This is a genomic window from Pseudomonas sp. GW456-L12 (assembly GCF_059424045.1).
In genome coordinates this window covers 308,338-330,949 of the sequence record NZ_JBWKZA010000002.1, presented here as the reverse complement: position 1 = coordinate 330,949, position 22,612 = coordinate 308,338, and the positions used below count along the sequence as shown (strand labels likewise).

At 62.8% G+C, this 22,612-nt stretch carries 22 protein-coding genes; 14 read left to right on the top strand and 8 right to left on the bottom strand.

Annotated features, from left to right (window positions below; all coding sequences use genetic code 11):
* Positions 1-465 carry a TlpA disulfide reductase family protein gene (locus AC07Y9_RS03990; protein WP_007931800.1) on the top strand — a complete coding sequence of 155 codons (465 nt, stop codon included), beginning with the start codon at positions 1-3 and terminating at the stop codon, positions 463-465.
* 116 nt (positions 466-581) lie between these two features.
* On the opposite strand, the gene AC07Y9_RS03985 is transcribed toward AC07Y9_RS03990, so the two are convergent.
* The 4 genes from AC07Y9_RS03985 to AC07Y9_RS03970 form a co-directional block, all read right to left on the bottom strand.
* Positions 582-986, bottom strand: a complete 405-nt coding sequence (locus AC07Y9_RS03985; RefSeq protein WP_007927741.1) for an META domain-containing protein — start codon at positions 984-986, stop codon at positions 582-584.
* On the bottom strand, positions 983-1,420 hold the full coding sequence (locus AC07Y9_RS03980; RefSeq protein WP_009050281.1) for a hypothetical protein: 438 nt from the start codon (positions 1,418-1,420) through the stop codon (positions 983-985). The genes AC07Y9_RS03985 and AC07Y9_RS03980 overlap by 4 nt, the downstream gene beginning before the upstream one ends.
* A gap of 90 nt (positions 1,421-1,510) precedes the next feature.
* The gene (locus AC07Y9_RS03975; protein WP_102679045.1) at positions 1,511-2,500 is read right to left on the bottom strand and encodes a 2-hydroxyacid dehydrogenase; all 990 of its coding nucleotides are present in this window, start codon (positions 2,498-2,500) and stop codon (positions 1,511-1,513) included.
* A gap of 66 nt (positions 2,501-2,566) precedes the next feature.
* Positions 2,567-5,320 (bottom strand): response regulator, encoded by a 2,754-nt coding sequence (locus AC07Y9_RS03970; protein ID WP_102679046.1) that lies wholly within the window; start codon positions 5,318-5,320, stop codon positions 2,567-2,569.
* Positions 5,321-5,540: 220 nt separating this feature from the next.
* Between AC07Y9_RS03970 and AC07Y9_RS03965 the strand changes: the two genes are divergently transcribed.
* The 7 genes from AC07Y9_RS03965 (at position 5,541) to AC07Y9_RS03935 (ending at position 13,874) form a co-directional block, all read left to right on the top strand.
* Positions 5,541-6,263, top strand: a complete 723-nt coding sequence (locus AC07Y9_RS03965; RefSeq protein WP_102679047.1) for a response regulator transcription factor — start codon at positions 5,541-5,543, stop codon at positions 6,261-6,263.
* Entirely contained in the window at positions 6,250-7,662 is a 1,413-nt protein-coding gene (locus AC07Y9_RS03960; protein ID WP_102679048.1) for a sensor histidine kinase, read from the top strand. The genes AC07Y9_RS03965 and AC07Y9_RS03960 overlap by 14 nt, the downstream gene beginning before the upstream one ends.
* Positions 7,663-7,742: 80 nt before the next feature.
* Complete coding sequence (gene cysM, locus AC07Y9_RS03955) at positions 7,743-8,645, top strand: cysteine synthase CysM (RefSeq protein WP_007927760.1); 903 nt, start codon at positions 7,743-7,745, stop codon at positions 8,643-8,645.
* Complete coding sequence (gene rlmD / locus AC07Y9_RS03950) at positions 8,645-9,997, top strand: 23S rRNA (uracil(1939)-C(5))-methyltransferase RlmD (RefSeq protein WP_007927761.1); 1,353 nt, start codon at positions 8,645-8,647, stop codon at positions 9,995-9,997. Before cysM ends, rlmD begins: the two co-directional genes overlap by 1 nt.
* Positions 9,998-10,117: 120 nt before the next feature.
* Positions 10,118-12,361: a GTP diphosphokinase gene (gene relA, locus AC07Y9_RS03945; protein ID WP_007927768.1), complete on the top strand. Its 2,244-nt coding sequence runs from the start codon at positions 10,118-10,120 to the stop codon at positions 12,359-12,361.
* A gap of 112 nt (positions 12,362-12,473) precedes the next feature.
* Complete coding sequence (mazG, locus tag AC07Y9_RS03940; protein ID WP_102679049.1) at positions 12,474-13,307, top strand: nucleoside triphosphate pyrophosphohydrolase; 834 nt, start codon at positions 12,474-12,476, stop codon at positions 13,305-13,307.
* Between the two features lie 27 nt (positions 13,308-13,334).
* Entirely contained in the window at positions 13,335-13,874 is a 540-nt protein-coding gene (locus AC07Y9_RS03935) for a DUF2058 domain-containing protein (RefSeq protein ID WP_062824977.1), read from the top strand.
* A 94-nt stretch (positions 13,875-13,968) separates the two neighbouring features.
* Here the strand turns inward: AC07Y9_RS03935 and AC07Y9_RS03930 are convergent, their stop codons facing one another.
* From AC07Y9_RS03930 to purM, 4 genes are all read right to left on the bottom strand, one after another.
* Entirely contained in the window at positions 13,969-14,157 is a 189-nt protein-coding gene (locus AC07Y9_RS03930; protein ID WP_102679050.1) for a hypothetical protein, read from the bottom strand.
* Between the two features lie 328 nt (positions 14,158-14,485).
* A complete protein-coding gene (locus AC07Y9_RS03925; RefSeq protein WP_007927772.1) occupies positions 14,486-15,199 on the bottom strand; it encodes a DUF3108 domain-containing protein in 714 nt (237 codons plus the stop codon).
* An 8-nt stretch (positions 15,200-15,207) separates the two neighbouring features.
* A complete protein-coding gene (gene purN / locus AC07Y9_RS03920; RefSeq protein ID WP_102679121.1) occupies positions 15,208-15,858 on the bottom strand; it encodes a phosphoribosylglycinamide formyltransferase in 651 nt (216 codons plus the stop codon).
* Positions 15,859-15,869: 11 nt separating this feature from the next.
* Entirely contained in the window at positions 15,870-16,928 is a 1,059-nt protein-coding gene (gene purM, locus AC07Y9_RS03915) for a phosphoribosylformylglycinamidine cyclo-ligase (RefSeq protein ID WP_007927774.1), read from the bottom strand.
* A gap of 385 nt (positions 16,929-17,313) precedes the next feature.
* Here purM and AC07Y9_RS03910 point away from each other — a divergent pair, with 385 nt between their 5' ends.
* From AC07Y9_RS03910 to AC07Y9_RS03885, 6 genes are all read left to right on the top strand, one after another.
* Positions 17,314-18,345 carry a DUF2066 domain-containing protein gene (locus AC07Y9_RS03910; protein WP_102679051.1) on the top strand — a complete coding sequence of 344 codons (1,032 nt, stop codon included), beginning with the start codon at positions 17,314-17,316 and terminating at the stop codon, positions 18,343-18,345.
* Between the two features lie 36 nt (positions 18,346-18,381).
* Positions 18,382-19,455 carry an AI-2E family transporter gene (locus AC07Y9_RS03905; protein ID WP_007927776.1) on the top strand — a complete coding sequence of 358 codons (1,074 nt, stop codon included), beginning with the start codon at positions 18,382-18,384 and terminating at the stop codon, positions 19,453-19,455.
* Positions 19,456-19,683: 228 nt separating this feature from the next.
* The gene (gene hda, locus AC07Y9_RS03900) at positions 19,684-20,388 is read left to right on the top strand and encodes a DnaA regulatory inactivator Hda (protein WP_007898944.1); all 705 of its coding nucleotides are present in this window, start codon (positions 19,684-19,686) and stop codon (positions 20,386-20,388) included.
* Positions 20,389-20,601: 213 nt separating this feature from the next.
* The gene (locus AC07Y9_RS03895) at positions 20,602-21,225 is read left to right on the top strand and encodes a C40 family peptidase (RefSeq protein WP_007927777.1); all 624 of its coding nucleotides are present in this window, start codon (positions 20,602-20,604) and stop codon (positions 21,223-21,225) included.
* 165 nt (positions 21,226-21,390) lie between these two features.
* On the top strand, positions 21,391-21,924 hold the full coding sequence (locus tag AC07Y9_RS03890; protein ID WP_007927778.1) for a C40 family peptidase: 534 nt from the start codon (positions 21,391-21,393) through the stop codon (positions 21,922-21,924).
* Positions 21,925-21,948: 24 nt separating this feature from the next.
* Entirely contained in the window at positions 21,949-22,611 is a 663-nt protein-coding gene (locus AC07Y9_RS03885) for a class I SAM-dependent methyltransferase (RefSeq protein ID WP_102679052.1), read from the top strand.
* Position 22,612: the final 1 nt, after the last annotated feature.

Below are 22,612 nucleotides of genomic sequence, written 5' to 3'. Positions count from 1 at the left end.
ATGGCAAGGCAACTGGCAGCGGCATTGGCGATCATCGGCACCTTGTTGCTGAGCGGCTGCGGTAACGATTACGGGGTCGATCAATATGGCCGGAAAGTCGCCGCCGAGCGCGTGGACAAGCAGTGGCTGGTGCTCAATTACTGGGCCGAATGGTGTGGGCCGTGCCGCACCGAGATTCCCGAGCTCAATGCATTGGCCGAAGGGCTCAAGGGCCAGCCGGTGAGTGTGCTGGGGGTCAATTTCGATAACGTCCAGGGCGAAGAACTGAAGAGCGCCAGTGAAAAACTGGGGATCAAGTTCACTGTGCTGGCACAGAATCCGGCGGAGATTTTCGATTTGCCACGCAGCGAAGGCTTGCCGGTGACCTACATCATCGATGACCAGGGCAAGGTGCGTGAGCAACTGATGGGCGAACAGACCGCGGCGGGCGTGATGGCGAAGCTGGAAGCCTTGCGCGGGCATTGATCTGTAGCCGCCGCCGCAGGCTGCGATCGGCCTGCAAGGCCGTTGCGATCTCGGGATCGCTGAAGGTCCTGCGGACCTTATCGCAGCCTGCGGCAGCGGCTACAGGAGGGGCGGTATCAACCTTCCTCGAGCCACCAGCGCAACGGCTTGCCTTCGGCCGGCCAGAAGCGCACTTGCTCGATTGGGGAAATGTCCCAGCGCTGGACGGTTTCCAACGCCTGCAGGAAGCGTCGTTCCTGCTCCATCAGGGCTGGCGCGCACAGCTTGCGGGTACTGCCGACCTTGCCGAAGCTGAGCTTGTCGCCGTCCAGGGTATAGGGCGCGAACCAGTGGTTGCAGCCGCCGTTGCCGTAGGCGCGACCGTCTTCACCGAGGGTGATGGTCAGGTGGCTGTAGTCGATCAACGGACGTTCGCCGATCCACTCCAGGATGTAGCTGCGGTCCTGCTGCAGTTTCACCGGCTCCGCCGCGCAACCCAGCAGGCCGGCGCCGAACGCGGCGGTCAACGCCAGGCGTTTCATTGGGCGGCTCGCTGGCATTTCGGGCAGAGGTGTTTTTCCCCTTCGCTGATCCAGCCCAGCTCGGCGATCCGCGCGCTGGCCGCGGGCTTTTGCGCCTTGCTGCCCAGCTTGGCGTCCACCGCGAACTCGAAGCTCAGCTCGGCCGCGCAGCTGTCGCAGTTGACCTGCCACTGATGGATCGCCAGCTCGCCGAATACCGGACCACGGGCCACGGCGACCCACTGGCCGACCGGGTTGATCAGGTGCCGCACGGTTTCCACCGTCAGGCGCATCGACAGGTCCTTGCTGCCCTTGAGGGTGACGATCAGCACGTCGTCGTTGCGGATGGAACCACCGTTGCCGGTGACCTGATAGCGGCCGGGCACCAGGGCGCGGCATTCGATCAGGGTGTGTTGCGGGTTCATCAGGCTGTAGCGGAAATCGTGTTCGACCATGGGTCCTCCAAATCTGGCGCGTATGCTAGCACGCACCCCGATAGCTCAGGTTGCAGGCAGATGACCTTCGCTTACCGCCGGTCCGTCGACTCAGCCTTCCACCCGGTTGCAGGGCGCACCGGCGGCCCAGGCGACGATGTTGTGCAAGGTGGTGTCGGCGATCGCCGCCAGGGCCTCGCGGGTGAGGAACGCCTGGTGGGCGGTGACAATCACGTTGGGGAAGGTCAGCAGCCGCGCCAGCACGTCGTCCTGTAGCGGCAGGTCGGAGCGGTCCTCGAAGAACAGCTGCGCCTCCTCTTCGTAGACATCCAGCCCCAGGTAGCCCAGTTGGCCGTTCTTCAGGGCCTCGATCAGCGCCGGGGTATCCACCAGGCCGCCGCGGCCGGTGTTGATCAGCATTGCGCCCGGTTGCATCCGGGCCAGGCTCTGGCGGTTGATCAGGTGTTTGCTGTCGGCGGTGAGCGGGCAGTGCAGGCTGATGATCTGCGCCTGGGCCAGCAGCTCCGGCAGGCTCAGGTAACGTGCGCCCAGGGCCTCGACTTGCGGGTTGGGGAAGGGATCGTGGGCCAGTAACTGGCAGCCGAAGCCGGCCATGATCCGGGCAAAGGTGGCGCCGATCTGCCCGGTGCCGACGATGCCGACGGTTTTTCCCACCAGGTCGAAGCCGGTCAGGCCGTGCAGGCTGAAGTCGCCTTCGCGGGTGCGGTTGTAGGCGCGGTGCAGGCGGCGGTTCAGCGCCAGGATCAGGGCCACGGCGTGCTCGGCCACGGCATGGGGAGAATAGGCCGGGACCCGGACCACGCTCAGGCCCAGGCGTTTGGCCACGGCCAGGTCGACATGGTTGTAGCCGGCCGAGCGCAGCGCGATAAGGCGCGTGCCGCCGGCGGCCAGTTGCTCCAGCACCGGGGCGCTCAGGTCGTCATTGATAAAGGCGCAGACCACCTCGTGGTGCTCCGCCAGCGCCGCGGTATCCAGGCTCAGGCGCGCGGCCTGGAACTGTAGCTCGATGCCCGGCGGCAACTCGGCACCGAGGAAGCTGTCGCGGTCATAGTTCTGGCTGCTGAAGAGAATCGTGCGCATGGCGTCGTCCTTGTGGGAGGTTGCCCCGAGCATGAACCTTCGGGGCAAACCTGTCGTTGCCCTGGGTCAGGCGTTGATGCGGGCCTCCGTGGCCAGGCGGTTGATGGCCCGTTCGAGTTCGTCGAGGGCGGCGAAGGCCTTGACGTCTTCCTGCTTGAGCAGGGTTTCGCTGCGCTGGCAGGCGGCGCGCAACTGCGGCACTCCACAGTAGCGGGTCGCCCCGTGCAGACGGTGGACCCGTTCGATCAGCGCATTGTGGTCGTTGGCGGCACGGGCGGCGCGAATCGCTTCCCGGTCGGCCTCCAGCGAGGCCAGGAGCATCGCCAGCATGTCGGCGGCCAGGTCCGCCTTGCCGGCGGCCAGGCGCAAACCTTCGTCGTGATCCAGCACTTGCAGCTCGAGGCCGTTGCCGGACGGTTCGCCAGTGCGTTCCGGTCCCTGGTTGCGCAGGGCCAGACCGGTCCACTTCAGCACCACCTGAGCCAGTTGCCGCTCACTGATGGGCTTGGTCAGGTAGTCGTCCATGCCGCTTTGCAGCAGCGCGCGTTTTTCGTTGGCCATGGCGTGGGCGGTGAGGGCGATCACCGGCAGCGGCGTGCAGTTGCGTTCGCTCTCCCACTGGCGAATCGCCTCGGTGCTCTGGCGGCCGTCCATGCCGGGCATCTGCACGTCCATCATCACCAGATCGAAGGATTCATTCTGCACCGCCTTGACCGCCGCATAGCCGCTGTCGACCGCGAGCACCTTGGCGCCCATGTCTTCGAGCAGGGTCTGCACCAGCAGCAGGTTGGCCGGGTTGTCATCGACACACAGCACCCGTGGCGGGCGACTGGCGATCGGTTCGCTCGGCTCGTTGCGCACCACCTTGGGGTTGACCAGGTCGGCCAGGGCGCGCCGCAGTTTGCGGGTGCAGGCCGGTTTGGCCTGCAACTGGCTGTGAGGGTTGGGCACCGACAGGTGGAACAGCGTCTGTTCGGTGGTCGGGCACAGCACCAGTACTTTGCAGCCCAGGTGTTCGAGGTCCCAGATGTGCTGGTTGAGGCGTTCCGGCGGCATGTCGTTGGTGGTGATGCCGAGCACCGCCAGATCGATCGCCTGTTCGGTCTGATGCACTCCGGTCACGCCGTTGGTCAGGGCTTCCAGGGTATTGAACGGCGTCACTTCCAGGCCGCAGTCCTCGAGCTGATGCTGCAGGGCCTGGCGCGCCAGCTCATGGTTCTCCAGGACCGCGATCCGCCTGCCGAGCAGCGGCGGGGCGGGCAGGTCTTCGGCGTCGTCGCGGGTTTTCGGCAGGCGCAGGCTGATCCAGAACTCCGAACCTTCGCCGGGCGTGCTGTCGACGCCGATCTCGCCACCCATCTGTTCGATCAGGCGCTTGGAAATCACTAGCCCCAGGCCAGTACCGCCAGGCTGGCGCGACAACGAGTTGTCGGCCTGGCTGAAGGCCTGGAACAGGGCGCGCACGTCCTGGTTCGACAGGCCGATGCCGGTGTCCTGAATGCTGATGCGCAGTTGTACGCTGTCTTCGTGTTCTTCTTCGAGCATGGCGCGGGCGACGATGGTGCCTTCGCGGGTGAACTTGATGGCGTTGCTCACCAGGTTGGTGAGGATCTGCTTGAGGCGCAGCGGGTCGCCCACCAGCGACAGCGGGGTATCGCGATACACCAGGCTGACCAGTTCCAGCTGCTTGGCGTGGGCGGCCGGGGCGAGGATGGTCAGGGTGTCCTGCAACAGGTCGCGCAGGTTGAACGGAATACTGTCGAGCACCAGCTTGCCGGCTTCGATTTTCGAGAAGTCGAGAATTTCGTTGATGATTCCCAGCAGGCTGTCGGCGGACTTTTCGATGGTGCCCAGGTAATCCAGCTGGCGCGGGGTCAGTTCACTTTTCTGCAACAGGTGGGTGAAACCGAGGATGCCGTTGAGCGGTGTGCGGATTTCGTGACTCATGTTGGCCAGGAATTCCGACTTGATCCGGCTGGCCTCCAGGGCCTCCTTGCGCGTCAGGTCCAGTTCGATGTTCTGGATCTCGATGGTTTCCAGGTTTTGCCGGACGTCCTCGGTGGCCTGGTCGATGCTGTGTTGCAATTCTTCCTGGGCGTTCTGCAGGGTACCGGCCATGCGGTTGATGCCCGAGGCCAGTTCGTCCAGCTCCTGGCTGCCGAGCAAGGGCAGGCGGGTTTCCAGGTTGCCGTCCTTGAGTTGGGTAACGGCATGTTTGATCTGGCTCAGCGGGTTGTTGATGGTGCGCCCCATGCGCAGCGCCAGCAGGCCGGTGCAGATCAGCCCGGCGATAATCAGCAGCAGGCTGGCGAACAGGCTGCGGTAGCCGCGCAACAGCATGCTGTTATGGGACAGCTCCAGCTCGACCCAGCCGAGCAGGCGGTCGGACTCATCGGGAATCAGGTCGCCGGCCAGGTTGCGGTGGCGGCCGAACACCGGCAGCAGATAGCGGGTGGCGTCGCTGCCGGTGCGTTGCAGCATCTGGCTGCCGTTACCGGTCGGCGCCTGGTTGAGCATGCTCGGGCCGGCATGGGCCAGGGGCGTGCGGTCGGGCGCGAGGAAGGTCACTGCGCGCACGTCCTGCTGTTCCAGGGACTGGGTGGCGATGCGTTCCAGCAGGGCGGTGTTCTTGTGGGCCAGGGCCGGTGCCACCAGGGGCGCCAGTTGCTCGGCGATCATTTCGCCGCGTTGCAGAAGCTGGGTTTGCAGGTCCGACTGCTGCATCCAGGTGAAATAACCGCCCAGCACCAACGCCATCAGGCTGGTTGGCAGCAAGGTCAGTAACAGCACGCGGCCTTTGATCCCCAGTTTCTTAAGCACGCAACTCTCCTGCTACCACGCCGTTTTGAATGAACCCTGCGCACATCCGGTGCGCACCACCTGCGCAGTGTAGCCATTTGCTTTGCCGCAATCTTCGCAAAATTAACCGTCGAACCGCTCAGATGCCGCGGGTTAGCGAGCGCTTTGTCGACCGGTGTCGGTTGCCCGGCCGCGGACAATCTTGAATAATCGCCCAACTGAGAATTACTTGCAGAAGCTAATGAATCCCGTATCTGTCGGCCATCCCCGGATCCTGAGTATCGAAGACGACCTGGTGCTCGGTGCCTACGTGCACGAGCAATTGTGCCGTTGTGGGTTTGATGTCACCTGGTGCCAGAACGGCCAGGAAGGCCTGGCGATGGCTCGCCAGCAACCTTTCGATGTGGTGCTGATGGACATCCTGCTGCCGGGGATGGACGGGCTGACGGTGCTCACCCATTTTCGCCAGAGCCATTCCACGCCGGTGCTGCTGATGTCGGCGCTGGGGGCCGAGGCCGATCGCATCAGCGGTTTTCGCCTGGGGGCCGACGATTATCTGCCCAAGCCCTTCAGCATGGCCGAGCTGCGGGTACGGATCGAAGCCATCCTGCGGCGCGTGGCCCTGGATCGCCGGCCGGCCCCGGCGCCGCTCAGGCAGGAAGCCCAGGGCCTGCGTTTCGACGACGAGCTGTGCGACGTGCATTACGGGCAACAGTGGGCCGGGCTGACCCGCAGCGAATACCGCCTGCTGGAGACGCTCAACCGCAACGGCGACGAGGTCCTGAGCAAACCCTTCCTTTATCAGCATGTGCTGCAGCGCGGCTATGCGCCCCATGATCGCAGCCTGGACATGCACATCAGCCAGATCCGCCGCAAACTCAAGGCCATCGGTTATGTCGCGCGGGAAGTGCGCACGGTCTGGGGCAAGGGCTATGTGCTGAGTGCCGTCGATGAAATGGCCTGAGCTGCCCGGCAGGCATTCGCTGTTCTGGAAGCTGGCCTGCCTGTTGGTCGCGTTCTGCCTGCTGATGATCTGGCTGAGCTGGTCCTGGGGCCGCTACATGGAACAGAAGAACCTGTTCCTTTCCGACGAGGCCCGCGGCACGCTGACCGGCTACGCCGCCGAAGCCGAACGGGCCTGGAACCAGGGGCAGAGCGCCGGGGTCGATGCCTGGCTGCAGGGCATGGCCGAGCGCGAGCGCCATTGGGTCGGGGTCATCGGCCGCGACCTGCAATCGCTGAGCAGTTATCCGCTGAGCGAAGCCGAGAGCCAGCACCTGACGTTCCTGCGCGGCCTGGATTGGCCGGTCAGTCGGCATACCCGTGGCTTGCCCTGGCTGAAGATTGCGTTTCCCAACGACCCGTCCGCCGGCAGCCTGGTGATCGAGTTGCCCCAGCGCTTCATGCCCGGGCGCTACCGGGTGTTCTGGCGGGTGCTGACCAATGGGGTGATTCCCGGCCTGTTCACACTGCTGCTGTGTGTCGGGCTGTATCGACTGCTGGTAGTGCCGCTGAACCAGCTGCGCGAACAGGCCAACGCCTGGCGCGCCGATCAACTGAATGCGCGGCTGTCGAGCCAGACCACCAGTCGCCAGGACGAGTTGGGTGAGCTGGGCCGGGCGTTCGACCAGATGTCCGAGCGCCTGCAGGGCACGGTGGCCTTGCAGCAACAATTGCTGCGCGATCTTTCCCATGAATTGCGCACGCCCCTGAGTCGCCTGCGGGTCGCCTGTGATGGCGAGCAGAGCCTGCCAGCACTGCGCGAGCGGCTGGCGCGGGAAGTCGATGGCATGCAGCGGCTGGTGGACGACACCTTGCAACTGGCCTGGCTCGACACCGAGCGGGCACCGCTGGCCGAGGAAGACATCCAGATCCAGGCCCTGTGGGAAATGCTCACGGAAAACGCCTGCTTCGAAAGCGCCTGGTCCGCCACGCAACTGCAGTGCGCGCTGGACGCCTCGTGCTGGGTCCGGGGCAATCTCAATACCCTGGCCCAGGCCCTGGAAAACATTCTGCGCAATGCCATTCGCCATTCGCCCGCGGGCGGTCGTGTGCTGCTGGACGGCCAGCGCCAGGGCGAGCATTGGTTGCTGTGGCTGGAGGATGAAGGGCCTGGCGTGGCCGACGCCGATCTGCAGCGGATCTTCGATCCGTTTACCCGCCTCGACGGCTCGCGCCCGGGCCATGGCGGTTTTGGCCTGGGGTTGAGTATTGCGCGCAACGCCGTGCAGCGTCAGGGCGGCCAGCTGTGGGCGGAAAATACCGGGCGTGGGCTGCGTTTGAACATGCGCCTGCGGGCTACGGTTGTGATGGAAGCGCCTTCGCCCGAAGCTGATTCGCTGCCTTATATCGTTAAGCCATAAGACCCTCACTTTGCGTGATATGGCCTGCGAACGTTTGCCGGTATGATAGTCGCCCCCGCAGTCCGGATTGCGAATACGCCATGACCTTGCAGTACCCCACCATCGCCGATTGCGTCGGCAACACCCCGCTGGTCCGTTTGCAGCGCCTGCCTGGCGTCACCAGCAACACCCTGCTGCTCAAGCTCGAGGGCAATAACCCGGCGGGTTCGGTCAAGGACCGCCCGGCGCTGTCGATGATCACTCGCGCCGAGCTGCGTGGGCAGATTCACCCCGGCGATACGCTGATCGAAGCGACCTCGGGCAACACCGGGATTGCCCTGGCCATGGCCGCGGCGATCAAGGGCTACAAGATGATCCTGATCATGCCCGACAACTCCAGTGCCGAGCGCAAGGCGGCGATGACCGCCTATGGCGCCGAACTGATCCTGGTCAGCCAGGAAGAGGGCATGGAAGGCGCGCGCGACCTGGCCGAAAGGATGCAGGCCGAAGGTCGTGGCAAGGTGCTCGACCAGTTCGCCAACGGTGACAACCCGGAGGCGCACTACACCGGCACCGGCCCGGAAATCTGGCGGCAGACCGAGGGCACCATCACCCATTTCGTCAGCTCCATGGGTACCACTGGCACCATCATGGGCACCTCGCGTTATCTGAAGGAACAGAACCCGAACGTGCAGATCATCGGCCTGCAACCGATGGAAGGCTCGGCCATTCCCGGCATTCGCCGCTGGCCGCAGGAATACCTGCCGAAGATCTACCAGGCCAGTCGCGTCGATCGCATCGTCGACATGGCGCAAAGCGAAGCCGAAGAGGTGACCCGGCGCCTGGCCCGCGAAGAAGGCATCTTCTGCGGCGTGTCCTCGGGCGGTGCGGTGGCGGCGATGTTGCGCCTGTCCCGCGAAGTCGAAAACGCGGTGATTGTCGCGATCATCTGTGACCGTGGCGACCGTTACCTGTCGACCGGCATCTTCGATGCGCCCAACTGATGGCTAAGCCAGTCAGAGGCCTGCGCTTCCAGCCTTCGGGCGGCAGCCGGGCTGCGCAGATACCCGTCGGGAAAAAACAGCGCCTGACCATCGAGCGCCTGGCCAACGATGGTCGCGGCATTGCCTTCCTGGAAGGACGTACCTGGTTCGTCGCTGGCGCATTGGCGGGCGAAGAGGTCGAGGCGCGCGTGTTGGGCGCCCACGGCAAAGTGGTGGAAGCCCGTACCGAGCGGGTGTTCAGCGCCAGCGATTTGCGGCGCCCGGCGCCATGCGCCCATGCCGGCCGTTGCGGTGGCTGCAGCGTGCAGCATCTGCCCCATGACGAACAGCTTGCCCTGAAACAGCGCATGCTCGCCGAGCAGCTGTCGCGGGTCGCCGGTGTCGAGCCAGAGGCGTGGGCAGCGCCCTTGAGCGGTCCGGAGTTCGGCTACCGGCGCCGGGCGCGGGTCGCGGTGCGCTGGGACGCCAAGGCGAAAAAGCTCGAAGTGGGTTTTCGCGCCGCCGGCAGCCAGGACATCGTCGCCATCGACGAATGCCCGGTGCTGGTACAGCCCTTGCAACCGATCATGAGCCGCTTGCCGGCCATGCTGCAGCGCCTGAGCAAACCGCAGGCACTGGGGCATGTGGAGTTGTTCAGCGGTTCGGCGATTGCCGTGCTGCTGCGCCATATGGCGCCGTTGTCCGCGGCCGACCTGGAGATTCTCCAGGCGTTCTGCGCATTCCATGAGGCCCAGTTGTGGTTGCATGGTGAAGGCGAGCCGCAACCGGTGGACCCGGACCAGGCCCTGGGCTATCGCCTGGAACCCTGGAATCTGCAGCTGGCTTATCGGCCGGGGGATTTTGTCCAGGTCAACGCCGGGGTCAACGAGGCGATGGTGGCCCAGGCCCTGGAATGGCTGGCGCCACAGGCCGACGAGCGCGTGCTGGACCTGTTTTGTGGCTTGGGCAACTTTGCCTTGCCGCTGGCGCAGAACGTTCGGGAAGTGGTGGCGGTCGAAGGGGTGGCGACCATGGTCGCGCGTGCGGCGCAGAATGCTGCTAGCAACAATTTGCATAACACCCGGTTTTTTCAGGCCGATTTATCGCAGCCCCTGAGCGATGCCGAGTGGGCCCGCGAAGGCTTTTCTGCGGTACTCTTGGACCCACCTCGGGACGGTGCTTTCGAGGTGGTACGCAAGCTTGCGAGCCTGGGCGCCAAGCGCCTGGTTTATGTGTCATGCAACCCTGCCACTCTGGCGCGTGACACAGTCGAACTGGTCAGACAGGGCTACCGGTTAAAACGTGCCGGGATCCTCGATATGTTTCCTCAGACGGCACATGTCGAGGCCATGGCGTTATTTGAAGCGAGCTAGGATGGCTCGTCTAATCCGTTGGCCCGTCAGGCAGCACTCGCCGGCCCAGCGAGGAAATACTGGCAGTGAAGGTCAGCGATTTGACGCATTGAATGTGCGTCGTAGGGAAGGTAAAGCAAGATGGTACAGGTGAGAGCGCACCAGCCGATCAACACCGACGGCAGTATCAATCTCGAGGCGTGGCTCGATCATGCGGTCAGCGTCGACATGGCACTGGACCGTGAAGCCTTGAAAGAAGCCTGCGAGTTCGCTCGTGAGGCAGAGCAACAACACATCGCGGCGAAGAATCTCAGCGGCGAGGACATGTCGAGTTTCAGCACTGGCCTGGAGATCGCGGAGATCCTTGCCGACCTCAAGCTGGATCAGGATTCGCTGGTGGCCGCGGTGCTTTACCGTGGCGTCCGGGAAGGCCAGATCCCGCTGCCGGCCGTCAGCCAGCGCTTCGGCCCGGTGGTGGCCAAACTGATCGACGGCGTGCTGCGCATGGCGGCGATCAGCGCCAGCCTCAGCCCCCGCCAATCCCTCGTGCTCGGCACCCAGGCCCAGGTGGAAAACCTGCGCAAGATGCTGGTGGCGATGGTCGATGACGTGCGTGTGGCGCTGATCAAGCTGGCCGAGCGGACCTGCGCGATCCGCGCGGTGAAAAACGCCGACGACGAGAAGCGCAACCGCGTTGCCCGGGAAGTCTTCGACATCTATGCACCGCTGGCGCATCGCCTCGGTATCGGCCATATCAAATGGGAGCTGGAGGACCTGTCCTTCCGCTACCTGGAGCCTGAGCAGTACAAGCAGATCGCCAAGTTGCTGCACGAGCGGCGCCTTGATCGCGAGCGTTTCATCTCCGACGTGATGAACCAGCTGCAGAATGAGCTGCGGGCCACCGGCGTCGACGCCGACATCAGCGGCCGGGCCAAACACATCTATTCGATCTGGCGCAAAATGCAGCGCAAGGGCCTGGAGTTCAGCCAGATCTACGACGTGCGCGCGGTGCGCGTGCTGGTCCCGGAAATGCGCGACTGCTACACCGCGCTGGGGATCGTCCACACCCTGTGGCGGCACATTCCGAAAGAGTTCGACGACTACATCGCCAACCCCAAGGAGAACGGTTACCGCTCGCTGCACACGGCGGTCATCGGCCCTGAGGGCAAGGTGCTGGAAGTGCAGATCCGCACCCACGCGATGCACGAAGAGGCCGAGCTGGGGGTCTGCGCCCACTGGCGCTACAAGGGCACCGACGTCAAATCCGGTTCCAACCACTACGAAGAGAAAATCTCCTGGCTGCGTCAGGTGCTCGAGTGGCATGAGGAACTGGGGGATATCGGCGGCCTGGCCGAGCAACTGCGGGTGGATATCGAGCCGGACCGGGTCTACATCTTCACCCCCGACGGCCACGCCATCGACTTGCCGAAAGGCGCGACCCCGCTGGACTTCGCCTACCGCGTGCACACCGAGATCGGTCACAACTGCCGGGGCGCGAAGATCAACGGGCGCATCGTGCCGCTCAACTACAGCCTGCAGACCGGCGAGCAGGTCGAGATCATCACCAGCAAGCACGGCACGCCGAGCCGCGACTGGCTGAACCCTAACCTGGGCTATGTCACCACCTCGCGGGCGCGGGCGAAGATCGTCCACTGGTTCAAGCTGCAGGCGCGGGATCAGAACGTGGCGGCGGGCAAGACCCTGCTCGAACGCGAACTCAATCGCCTCGACCTGCCGCAGGTGGATTTCGACAAGCTGGCCGACAAGGCCAACATGAAAACCGCCGAGGACATGTTTGCCGCCCTGGGCGCGGGCGACCTGCGCCTGGCGCAACTGGTCAACCTGGCTCAGCAACTGGTGGAGCCGGAACGCGGCAATGAACAACTGGAGCTGATCCCGCGCAAGGCCACCGGCTACAAGCCGGGCAAGCGCGGCGACATCCAGATCCAGGGCGTTGGCAACCTGCTGACCCAGATGGCCGGCTGCTGCCAGCCGCTGCCGGGGGATGCGATCGTCGGTTACATCACCCAGGGCCGTGGGGTGAGCATTCACCGCCAGGACTGCGCCTCGGTGCTGCAACTGGCCGGCCGCGAGCCGGAGCGGATCATCCAGGTCAGCTGGGGCCCGGTGCCGGTGCAAACCTATCCGGTGGACATCATCATTCGCGCCTATGACCGCTCCGGTCTGCTGCGTGACGTGTCCCAGGTGCTGCTCAACGAGCGGATCAACGTGCTGGCGGTCAACACCCGCTCGAACAAGGAGGACAACACCGCGCTGATGTCCCTGACCATCGAGATTCCGGGGCTGGACGCGTTGGGGCGGCTGCTGGGGCGTATTTCCCAGTTGCCGAACATCATCGAGACCCGCCGTAACCGTACCCCTTGAAAGTCGGAGCGTAGGAGCGAGGCTTGCCCGCGATGGCGATTTGTCTGACATACCGCTATCGCGGGCAAGCCTCGCTCCTACAGAAAACATGGTTTGGCAATGAGAGTGAGCGATGTACAGCCTTGAAGACCTGTTGCACCTGATGGCGCGGCTGCGGGACCCGCAGTACGGCTGCCCTTGGGATATCAAGCAGAGCTACGCCACCATTGTCCCCCACACCCTGGAAGAAGCCTACGAAGTGGCCGATGCCATCGAGCGGGGCGATTTCGAGCACTTGCAGGGCGAGCTGGGCGATCTGCTGTTCCAGGTGGTGTATTACAGCCAGCTGGCGCGGGAGGAGGGGCGTTTCGAGTTCGATGGCGTGGTCGACAGCATCACCCGCAAGCTGATCCGTCGCCATCCCCATGTATTCCCTACCGGGGACCTGTACGCGCCGCTGGATACCCCGCGGCTGGATGAAGAACAGGTCAAGCAGCGCTGGGAAGAGATCAAGGCCGAGGAGCGCGCCGAGAAGTCGGCAGAGCCTTTGCAGTTGTCCTTGCTCGACGATGTGCCCACGGCTCTGCCGGCGCTGTCCCGTTCGGCCAAGCTGCAAAAGCGCGCGGCCCAGGTCGGTTTTGACTGGCCGGACGCCTTGCCGGTGGTGGACAAGATCCGCGAAGAGCTCGATGAAGTGCTCGAAGCCATGTCCGAGAATGACCCGCAGGCGATCGCCGACGAGGTGGGCGACCTGCTGTTCGCCGTGGTCAATCTGGCCCGGCATCTGAAGGTCGATCCGGAAACCACCCTGCGTGGCGCCAATGCCAAGTTCGAGCGGCGCTTTCGATTTATCGAGCAGGCATTGCGCGATAGCCGCCGACCCATGGAAGATTGCACCCTCGAAGAGTTGGACGCCTTGTGGGGCGAAGCCAAACGTCAGGAAAAGAATTTGCCCAGCTGTGGCTGAGGCTGTTGCCTAAGTGAGTGAGCACCAATGAGCCTTTCCCTTCGCGACCAGTTGCTCAAAGCAGGGCTGGTCAACCAAAAGCAGGCCAAACAGGTCAGCAAAGAGAAACAGAAGCAGCAACGCCTGGCCCACAAAGGCCAGATCGAACTGGACGATACCCAGCAGCGTGCGGCCCAGGAAGCCATGGCCGAGAAGGTCAAGCGCGACCAGGAACTCAACCGCCAGCAGCAGGAGAAGGCCGAGCAGAAGGCCCGTGCCGCGCAGATCAAGCAACTGATCGAAGTGTCGCGCCTGCCGAAGCTGACCACCGAGGACTACTACAACTTCGTCGACGACAAGAAGGTCAAGCGCCTGTCGGTGAACGCCCTGATGCGCAACAAGCTGAGCAGCGGCTCGCTGGCCATCGTGCACCATGCCGGCGGTTATGAGGTCATCCCGCGTGAAGCCGCGCTGAAGATCCAGGAGCGCGATCCACGGCGCATCGTTCAGCTCAACACGCCAACCGAGGCGCCGGACGAGGACGATCCGTATGCGGCCTACCAGATCCCTGACGATCTGATGTGGTAAACCCGCATAAACAACAAACCCCGCCATGAGCGGGGTTTGTTGTTTCTGAAACGCCTGCCGATGCGTGGCGGCAGGCGCGGCAGTCATCGTGAGGTCAGGAGCTTTGCGGTGCGCGGTTCTGCTCCAGCTTCTCCAGTTCGGCCTTGTAATTATGGGCATCGGTCTCGGAATGAAACATTCCCACCAGCATGTCTTGTTGATGCACGTCCCAGATCCGTACACCTGCGGCTACGCCTTCATGGGACATGTGTGAATCGTCGCGTTCAGTTACTTTTACAGTCATCTGCTAGCTCCAATCTCTATTGATCTGCAGCAAGGCGTGTGCAGGACTCCGTTATATATTTTGTTAGCTGGCTAAGTAAATTGCTTTCAAATGCAACAATCTTTTGCAGATTTCGAAACAGTCCCGCAGGCCGCGGAAACTGTGGCATTCGGTCGCAGGTGTCGGAGTTTCATGACAAAAGTTTCATGTTGGGCGGCTGTCGTGCTGGGTATTTTTAGCCGGCGAGCGAGCCTGCCAGGTCGCCAGGAGAGCCGTGCTTGAGCGGCTAAATGGAAACGCCAGGCGAAAAAAAGCCCCGCATCGGCGGGGCTTTTTATTGTCGTGCGGCTTAGCTGCCTTTGACGGTCTTGCCGTTGACGGTGCCGTTCAGGAGCATGATGTTGTACTCCTTGCCGTCGGTTTCGACCTGTTGCAGGCGAACCAGCAGGTAATCCCAGTCCTTGGCGAACCACATGACGGTGATGCGTTTGCTTTGTGTCGGGTCGCGCACGCGCTCGACCTTGATCGCATCGATCTGGCCGGCCTTGGTGTCGACTTTTTCCGAGCCCAGGACGCGGAAGTCGTAGGTATCGACTTCGCCATCATCGACGACCTGGTAGCTCATGCTTTTCTTGCCGGCGGCTACATCGTGCTGCAGAGCGAGCTGGTAGGTGGATTTGTCGACCATGCCGCGATTGAGCGGGATCTTGACCGCATCGCCGCGATCGGTGCCGGTGACCATCTTGGCATTCCAGTCGAAGTCCAGATCGGCCTTCTTGGCTTTGCCCAGGCCGCCGCGCTCGAAGTGATAGGACTGCGGCAGCAGGGTGTCCTTGTCGAGCGTCAGAGTGCTTTCTTCAGTCAGGCTGGCGATCATCATCGAAGCCTTGAAGCTCAGCTTCCAGGTGCCGTCGCCTTTCTTTTCCAGGCTGCGTTCGGCGGTACCGCTCATCGGCAGCTGTTTCCAGTCGGCGGTATAGCTGGCGGAGAAGGGTTGAAGGTCCGCAGCCTGCGCGAAGGGCAGGGCGAGCAGAGCACAAGCGAAGAGCAGGGCGCGACGCATAAAATCTCCTAATTACGAATCAAGTGGCCACTGGCGGCCAGTAACTGACCATCCAGTAAAGCACCCTGTTCGCCGAGTGTGAGTCGACCTTCGGCAAACCAGCGTACGGCCATTGGGTAAATCCGGTGTTCCTGGACGTGGACCCGCTGCGCCAGGCTTTGCGGCGAGTCGTGCAACTCTACCGGGATCACTGCCTGTACGACCAGTGGTCCGCCATCGAGTTCCTCTGTCACAAAGTGCACGCTGCAGCCGTGCTCGGTGTCTCCGGCCTCCAGCGCTCGCTGATGAGTGTGTAACCCTTTGTATTTGGGTAGTAGCGAAGGATGGATATTGAGCAGGCGACCCTGATAGTGCCGCACGAAGTCCGCGCTGAGAATGCGCATGAATCCGGCAAGCACCACGAGCTTGGGCTGGAAGGCGTCGATCAGTTCGATCAGCGCGGCATCGAAGGCCTCGCGGCCTTCGAATGCCTTGTGATCGAGGGCGCGGGTATCGATACCCGCGTCCCGGGCGCGTTGCAGGCCGTAGGCGTCGGCGCGGTTGGAAATCACCGCGCGGATGCGTACCGGGCTGTCGTCGCCCTGGGTACTGTCGATCAGGGCCTGCAAGTTGCTGCCGGTACCGGACAACAGCACCACTACATCACAGGTGGCTGGCATCGGCTCTTGCATCAATGTGCCTTGAGGTTTTTCAGCTCGACCTGGGCAGCGCCTTCGGCGGCGCTAGCGATCTGACCAATGACCCAAGGTTGCTCGCCGGCTTCGCGCAGGACGTTCAGGGCACTTTCAACGTGCTCCTGAGCCACGCAGATCACCATGCCCACGCCGCAGTTCAGCACGCGGTGCATTTCGTGTTCGTCGACGTTGCCTTTCTCTTGCAGCCAGTCGAATACCGCCGGGCGCTGCCAGCTGGCCACGTCGACCACGGCCTGGGCGCCTTTTGGCAGGACACGCGGAATGTTGTCCAGCAGGCCGCCGCCGGTGATGTGGGCCATGGCCTTGACCGCGCCAGTGTCCTTGATCAGCTTGAGCAGTGGCTTGACGTAGATGCGGGTCGGGGCCATCAGCAGTTCGGTCAGCGGCTTGCCGTCGAGCTGGACGGTTTCGATATCGGCACCGGAGACTTCGATGATCTTGCGGATCAGCGAGTAGCCGTTGGAGTGCGGGCCGGACGATGGCAGGGCGAGCAGGGCGTCGCCGGTGGCAACCTTGGAGCCGTCGATGATTTCGGCTTTTTCCACCACGCCGACGCAGAAGCCGGCCAGGTCGTAGTCTTCGCCTTCGTACATGCCGGGCATTTCAGCGGTTTCACCGCCGACCAGGGAGCAGCCAGCCAGTTCGCAGCCGGCACCGATACCGGTAACCACGGTGGCGGCAACGTCGACGTTCAGTTTGCCGGTGGCGTAGTAGTCGAGGAAGAACAGCGGCTCGGCACCGCAGACCACCAGGTCGTTGACGCACATGGCGACCAGGTCCTGGCCGATGCTGTCGTGTTTGTTCAGGTTCAGTGCCAGGCGCAGCTTGGTGCCCACGCCGTCGGTACCGGAGACCAGTACTGGCTGCTTGTAGCCGGCCGGGATTTCGCAGAGGGCGCCGAAACCGCCCAGGCCGCCCATGACTTCCGGGCGCGCAGTGCGCTTGGCGACGCTCTTGATGCGTTCGACCAATGCTTCACCGGCGTCGATGTCTACACCGGCGTCTTTGTAGCTCAGGGAGGGTTGCTTGCTCATGATCCAGGCCTTTAGGGGGGATTCAGGGGTATCGACCGAGTCCAGGGAGGCCATTGAAACAGTCGCGGCGGCAATGCCGCGCAATCATTTCAGCGACCCCGGCTGTTGCCGGTCTGCGAAGGCGCGCGATTTTATCAGGCTTGAGGTGTAGCGGCCATCCTCGGGCCGACGGGCAGGGCATATCCGCTTAAAAAAAACCGCAATTGCGCGTGTCGATCGCGCCGCTCGGGGCTGTATAAGGTATAGCCTTGTACCCGCTGTCGTTATGACAGCACGAAAACTTCCATCGACCGGGTGAATGTTTGCCCAGGCTTTGTGGTCACAGCCTGGGTCAATCCTGTTCATGCGGTCTGTTCCAGCCGCCTTTTGTCGTCGGGAATCCTCCATGCGTTTGGGTAAATTTCTTTTTGTGGGCTGTTTGTCATTGGTCAGTCTGGCGAGTCATGCCGAAACCCTCAATAACCTGTATCAGGTCCGCGAACCGGTTAGCAACCAGTCCCCTGGCGAGCGCGACCAGGCCACCCAGCGGGCCCTGGAAACCCTGGTATTGCGCCTGACCGGTGATAGCAAGGCCTTGCAGAACCCGGGACTGGCGGCGATCCGCAAGGACCCGCAGCAGATCATCAGCCAGTACGGCTACGACGCCGGTCCTCCCGAAAGCCTGCAGGTCGACTTCGACCCGGCCAGCACCGACCGGGCGTTGCGCCAGGCTGGCCTGTCGCTGTGGGGCAGTAATCGCCCGTCGATTCTCGGCTGGTGGCTGACCGACTCCAGTGAAGGTTCCAGCCTGGTGGGCGATGGCCAGGCCAGCGCCACGCCGTTGCGCCGCGCTGCCCTGCATCGCGGCCTGCCGCTGCGTTTGCCGCTGGGTGACCTGAATGAGCAGATTGTCGCTACGGCGCCGAATCTCGAAGGTTCCGATCCGGCGCCATTGCGCGCTGCGTCGGAGCGTTACGGCGCGGACGCCCTGCTGGCGGTGCATGCCAGTGAAGAGGGCGGTCAGTGGCAGGCCAAATGGCGCCTGTGGCTGGGTGACCAGAAGGAACAGGGCAGCGTCCAGGGAGCTGATGTGCCGGCCTTGGCCGATGCCGTGCTGTTGGCGGTCAGCCAGCGCCTGGCCCCGCGTTTCGCGGTCAAGCCGGGCGCATCCAGCGAGCAGTTGCTGGAAGTGCAGGGCATGAACCTGGAGCGCTATGCGGCGTTGGGCCGTTTGCTCGAGCCCTTCGGTGGGCGTTTGCAGAGTGTCGATGGTGATCGTTCGGTGTACCGGGTCAGCGGCAGCGCCGAGCAGTTGCGTGCGCAACTGAGCCTGGCACGGTTGCAGGAAGTCCCGGCGGGCGCTGTGCCTGTCCAGCCGACTGTCGAAGGCGCGACACCTGCGCCTGCACCGGCCGCGCAACTGCGGTTTCGCTGGTAGGTTTTCTTTCTTTATATAGAAGCAATGGAGTGGTTCATGGCTGATACGCGTCGATGGGTCTGGTTGGGTGGGTTGGTCCTGCTCTGTGGATTTGTGTACCTGTTGCATCCGATCCTGACGCCGTTCCTGGTGGCCTTGCTGTTGGCCTATCTGTTCGATCCGCTGGTGGACCGCCTGGAAAAGCTCGGGTTGTCGCGCACTTGGGGCGTGGTGGCGGTATTTGCCCTGTTCACCCTGATCGTCATGGCGTTGTTGCTGGTGCTGGTGCCTATGCTCGCCAAGCAGCTGCTGCGCCTGTACGAACTGGCGCCGCAGATGCTCGATTGGCTGCAGCACACGGCAATGCCCTGGGCGCAGTCCAAGCTGGGCTTGTCCGATGGTTTCTGGAAGTTCGACAAGGTCAAGGCGGCGATCAGCGAGCACATGGGGCAGACCACCGATATCGTTGGCGTGGTCCTGAGCCAGGCAACGGCTTCCAGCCTGGCGCTGATTGGCTGGCTGGCCAACCTGGTGCTGATTCCGGTGGTCAGCTTTTACCTGCTGCGCGACTGGGACCTGATGATGGCGAAGATCCGCAGCCTGTTGCCCCGTGATCGCGAGGAGCGTGTGGTGGCGCTGGCGGGGGAATGCCATGAAGTGCTGGGGGCGTTCGTCCGTGGTCAACTGCTGGTGATGGTGGCCCTGGGGATGATCTATGCGGCCGGCCTGATGCTGGTCGGGCTGGAACTGGGGCTGTTGATCGGTCTGATTGCCGGCCTGGCGGCCATCGTGCCGTACATGGGGTTTGTCATCGGCATCGGCGCGGCGCTGATTGCCGGGTTGTTCCAGTTCGGTGGCGACCTGTACCCGATGATCGGTATCGTGGCCGTGTTCATGGTCGGCCAGGCCCTGGAGGGCATGGTGCTGACCCCCTTGCTGGTGGGTGACCGGATCGGCCTGCACCCGGTGGCGGTGATCTTCGCGATTCTCGCCGGTGGCGAGCTGTTCGGTTTCACCGGCATCCTGCTGGCCTTGCCGGTGGCGGCGGTGATCATGGTGCTGGTGCGCCATGTGCACGACTTGTACAAGGATTCGGACATCTATAGCGGTGTAGAGGAGTCCGAGCTGTAACGTCCACTGTTAATGCTTTCGGGGCGCCTGCGTTTCAGGCGGGTGCCATCGAGAGTCTTTACAGCTGTCACATCCACCGTCAAAGAAACCCCCGTGATTTCATCAGGCTAACGCAAACCTTTGATTTTGCTTGTGGTCTGTTACATTGTGCGCCCGGCGTCACGGGTATAAACTTTGCAAACTTTACACAGAGGCCACTAACGGTTCGTTTGGAACTGTTCAGTCAGCATGAAACCGATTCAGCTGCCCCTAGGTGTGCGTCTGCGTGATGACGCCACCTTCATCAACTACTACCCAGGCGCCAATGCCGCTGCACTCGGCTATGTCGAGCGGCTTTGCGAAGCCGACGCCGGCTGGACCGAAAGCCTGATCTACCTCTGGGGCAAGGATGGGGTAGGGCGTACGCACTTGCTGCAGGCGGCCTGCCTGCGGTTCGAACAGTTGGGGGAGCCAGCGGTCTATTTGCCCCTGGCGGAATTGCTGGACCGCGGCATCGAAATCCTCGACAACCTGGAACAGTACGAACTGGTCTGCCTGGACGACTTGCAAGCGGTGGCGGGCAAGGCTGACTGGGAAGAAGCGCTGTTTCATCTGTTCAACCGCTTGCGTGACAGCGGCCGGCGCCTGTTGATCGCGGCTTCGACCTCTCCCCGGGAGCTGCCGGTGAAGCTGGCGGACCTCAAGTCCCGCCTGACCCTGGCGCTGATCTTCCAGATGCGCCCGCTCTCGGATGAAGACAAGCTGCGTGCATTGCAATTGCGCGCCTCGCGTCGCGGGCTGCACCTGACCGACGAAGTCGGGCACTTTATCCTGACGCGCGGTACCCGCAGCATGAGCGCCTTGTTCGAGCTGCTGGAGCGCCTCGATCAGGCGTCCTTGCAGGCTCAGCGCAAGCTGACCATTCCCTTTCTCAAAGAAACCCTGGGCTGGTAAAACCGCGGGCGGTAGTGGCTTTTTGGCATATTTCAGGCGCCAGAAACCCGCATCCGGAAGCGGTTCCAGAGGCGCGTGCGTTTAAAATGGGCTTAAGGCCTTAGATGTTGAGTAGAAACCGATAAGTCACATTTCAATCGATTGAATTTGCAAATTAGAGCGATAGAAGGCATAGTCGCGGCTTCTTTATAACTTTAAGCCACGGTCGTGCCCATGCTGAAGCGCTTCGCACCCCTCGTGCCTCTTGCACTCGTTACCCTGTTGTTTGGTTGCGCCACCCACTCTCCGGTGAGCCAGCAAGAGCAGCAACAACAGGTTCAAAACTCTTCAAAAGCCCAGTCTTCCACTATTTTCCAGGAAGAGCTGGCAACCGAAAAAGAACTCGCCGAGTTCGCTGACAGCAAGCCTTACCAGCTGCCAGTGCTGGCTGACAGTATTCTCGAACGTGGCATGTCCCTGATCGGTACCCGTTACCGTTTCGGCGGTACCTCTGAAGCCGGTTTCGATTGCAGCGGTTTCATCGGCTATCTGTTCCGTGAAGAAGCCGGCATGAATCTGCCGCGCTCCACCCGTGAAATGATCAACGTTGATGCTCCGCTGGTTGCGCGTAACAAGCTGCAGCCGGGCGATCTGCTGTTCTTCGCCACCAATGGCCGCCGCGGTCGCGTAAGCCACGCTGGCATCTACCTGGGCGATGACCAGTTCATCCACTCCAGCAGCCGCCGCAGCGGTGGCGTGCGGGTGGACAGCCTGGGTGACAGCTACTGGAGCAAGACCTTCATCGAAGCCAAGCGCGCCCTCGCCATGGCCCCGACCGTGGTCACCGCACGCAAGTAAGCGGACTTTTTGTAAGGTGAAGTTAAAGTCTTACTTGAAGTTTGGCGCGTAGACGCTAGAATCCTGATCTATTGTTGAAAACTAACCGCGTAAGCCCTGCTTACGCGGTTTTGTTTTCGGCCTCACGGCAGAGAAAGCCGCATCCAGATCAGGATTGTTCTGCATATGTCGACGTCGGCCCGCCTTGCATTGATCGTTCTCGCCGCGCTGCTCAGCGCGTGCGCCAGTCGTACCCCGCCACCCGCGCCTGTGGTACGTGCTCCCGTATTCAACACGCCCCAGACCTTCTCGCCGGCTGCCGAAGACGTGCTGTTTCGTGCGTTGGGCCTGGTGGGCACACCTTATCGCTGGGGTGGCAACACACCGGACTCCGGTTTCGATTGCAGTGGCCTGATCGGCTACGTCTATCGCGATGCAGCCGGTATCTCGCTGCCGCGCTCGACCCGCGAAATGATCGGCATGCGGGCACCGAATGTCGGTAAGAATGCCTTGCAGACCGGCGACCTGATATTTTTTGCCACCAATGGCGGTTCCCAGGTCAGCCACGCGGGCATCTATGTCGGCGAAGGCCGCTTCGTGCATGCACCGGCCACCGGTGGCACGGTGAAGCTGGACAGTCTGTCCAAGGCCTATTGGCAAAAAGCCTACCTGAGCGCCAAGCGCGTGCTGCAGCCAGAGCATCTGGCGCACAACCCCTAGTCCTGTCTCTGCGTCGAGGTTGCCATGACCGCTCGTACCCTCAACCTCGACGACGCCCTCTATCACTACCTGCTCGATGTTTCCCTGCGCGAAACGCCGCTGCTGCGCCGTCTGCGTGACGAAACCCAGGCGCTGCCCATGGCGCGCTGGCAGGTAGCGCCCGAGCAGGGGCAGTTCCTGGCGTTGCTGATCAAGCTGATCGGTGCCCGGCGTGTGCTGGAGGTGGGGACCTTCACTGGCTACAGCGCCTTGTCCATGGCCGCGGCCTTGCCGGAGGATGGTCAACTGATCTGCTGTGACATCCCGGGCGACTACAACGCCACCGCGCGCCGCTACTGGCAGGAAGCAGGTGTCGCCGGACGGATCGAGTTACGCCTGGCACCGGCCCTGGAGACCTTGGCCAGGATCGAGCAGGAGGAAGGCGAGGGTGGTTTCGACCTGATCTTCATCGACGCCGACAAGGCCAATTACCCGGTTTATCTGGAAAGTGCCCTGCGCCTGCTACGCGTGGGCGGGTTGGCGGTGTTCGATAACACGCTGTGGAGCGGTCGGGTGCTGGAGGAAAATCCCCAGAGTGAAGACACCCGGGCCATCCAGGCACTCAATCGCGCCTTGAAGGATGACCCGCGTGTCGACCTGTCGCTGCTGCCCCTGGGGGACGGCTTGACCCTGTGCCGCAAGCGCTGAA

Coding starts and splice junctions, on each gene's coding strand:
- AC07Y9_RS03990 (WP_007931800.1), top strand. CDS start 1: ATGGCAAGGCAACTGGCAGCGGCATTGGCGATCATCGGCACCTTGTTG.
- AC07Y9_RS03985 (WP_007927741.1), bottom strand. CDS start 986: ATGAAACGCCTGGCGTTGACCGCCGCGTTCGGCGCCGGCCTGCTGGGT.
- AC07Y9_RS03980 (WP_009050281.1), bottom strand. CDS start 1,420: ATGGTCGAACACGATTTCCGCTACAGCCTGATGAACCCGCAACACACC.
- AC07Y9_RS03975 (WP_102679045.1), bottom strand. CDS start 2,500: ATGCGCACGATTCTCTTCAGCAGCCAGAACTATGACCGCGACAGCTTC.
- AC07Y9_RS03965 (WP_102679047.1), top strand. CDS start 5,541: ATGAATCCCGTATCTGTCGGCCATCCCCGGATCCTGAGTATCGAAGAC.
- AC07Y9_RS03960 (WP_102679048.1), top strand. CDS start 6,250: ATGAAATGGCCTGAGCTGCCCGGCAGGCATTCGCTGTTCTGGAAGCTG.
- cysM (WP_007927760.1), top strand. CDS start 7,743: ATGACCTTGCAGTACCCCACCATCGCCGATTGCGTCGGCAACACCCCG.
- rlmD (WP_007927761.1), top strand. CDS start 8,645: ATGGCTAAGCCAGTCAGAGGCCTGCGCTTCCAGCCTTCGGGCGGCAGC.
- relA (WP_007927768.1), top strand. CDS start 10,118: ATGGTACAGGTGAGAGCGCACCAGCCGATCAACACCGACGGCAGTATC.
- mazG (WP_102679049.1), top strand. CDS start 12,474: ATGTACAGCCTTGAAGACCTGTTGCACCTGATGGCGCGGCTGCGGGAC.
- AC07Y9_RS03935 (WP_062824977.1), top strand. CDS start 13,335: ATGAGCCTTTCCCTTCGCGACCAGTTGCTCAAAGCAGGGCTGGTCAAC.
- AC07Y9_RS03930 (WP_102679050.1), bottom strand. CDS start 14,157: ATGACTGTAAAAGTAACTGAACGCGACGATTCACACATGTCCCATGAA.
- AC07Y9_RS03925 (WP_007927772.1), bottom strand. CDS start 15,199: ATGCGTCGCGCCCTGCTCTTCGCTTGTGCTCTGCTCGCCCTGCCCTTC.
- purN (WP_102679121.1), bottom strand. CDS start 15,858: ATGCCAGCCACCTGTGATGTAGTGGTGCTGTTGTCCGGTACCGGCAGC.
- purM (WP_007927774.1), bottom strand. CDS start 16,928: ATGAGCAAGCAACCCTCCCTGAGCTACAAAGACGCCGGTGTAGACATC.
- AC07Y9_RS03910 (WP_102679051.1), top strand. CDS start 17,314: ATGCGTTTGGGTAAATTTCTTTTTGTGGGCTGTTTGTCATTGGTCAGT.
- AC07Y9_RS03905 (WP_007927776.1), top strand. CDS start 18,382: ATGGCTGATACGCGTCGATGGGTCTGGTTGGGTGGGTTGGTCCTGCTC.
- hda (WP_007898944.1), top strand. CDS start 19,684: ATGAAACCGATTCAGCTGCCCCTAGGTGTGCGTCTGCGTGATGACGCC.
- AC07Y9_RS03895 (WP_007927777.1), top strand. CDS start 20,602: ATGCTGAAGCGCTTCGCACCCCTCGTGCCTCTTGCACTCGTTACCCTG.
- AC07Y9_RS03890 (WP_007927778.1), top strand. CDS start 21,391: ATGTCGACGTCGGCCCGCCTTGCATTGATCGTTCTCGCCGCGCTGCTC.
- AC07Y9_RS03885 (WP_102679052.1), top strand. CDS start 21,949: ATGACCGCTCGTACCCTCAACCTCGACGACGCCCTCTATCACTACCTG.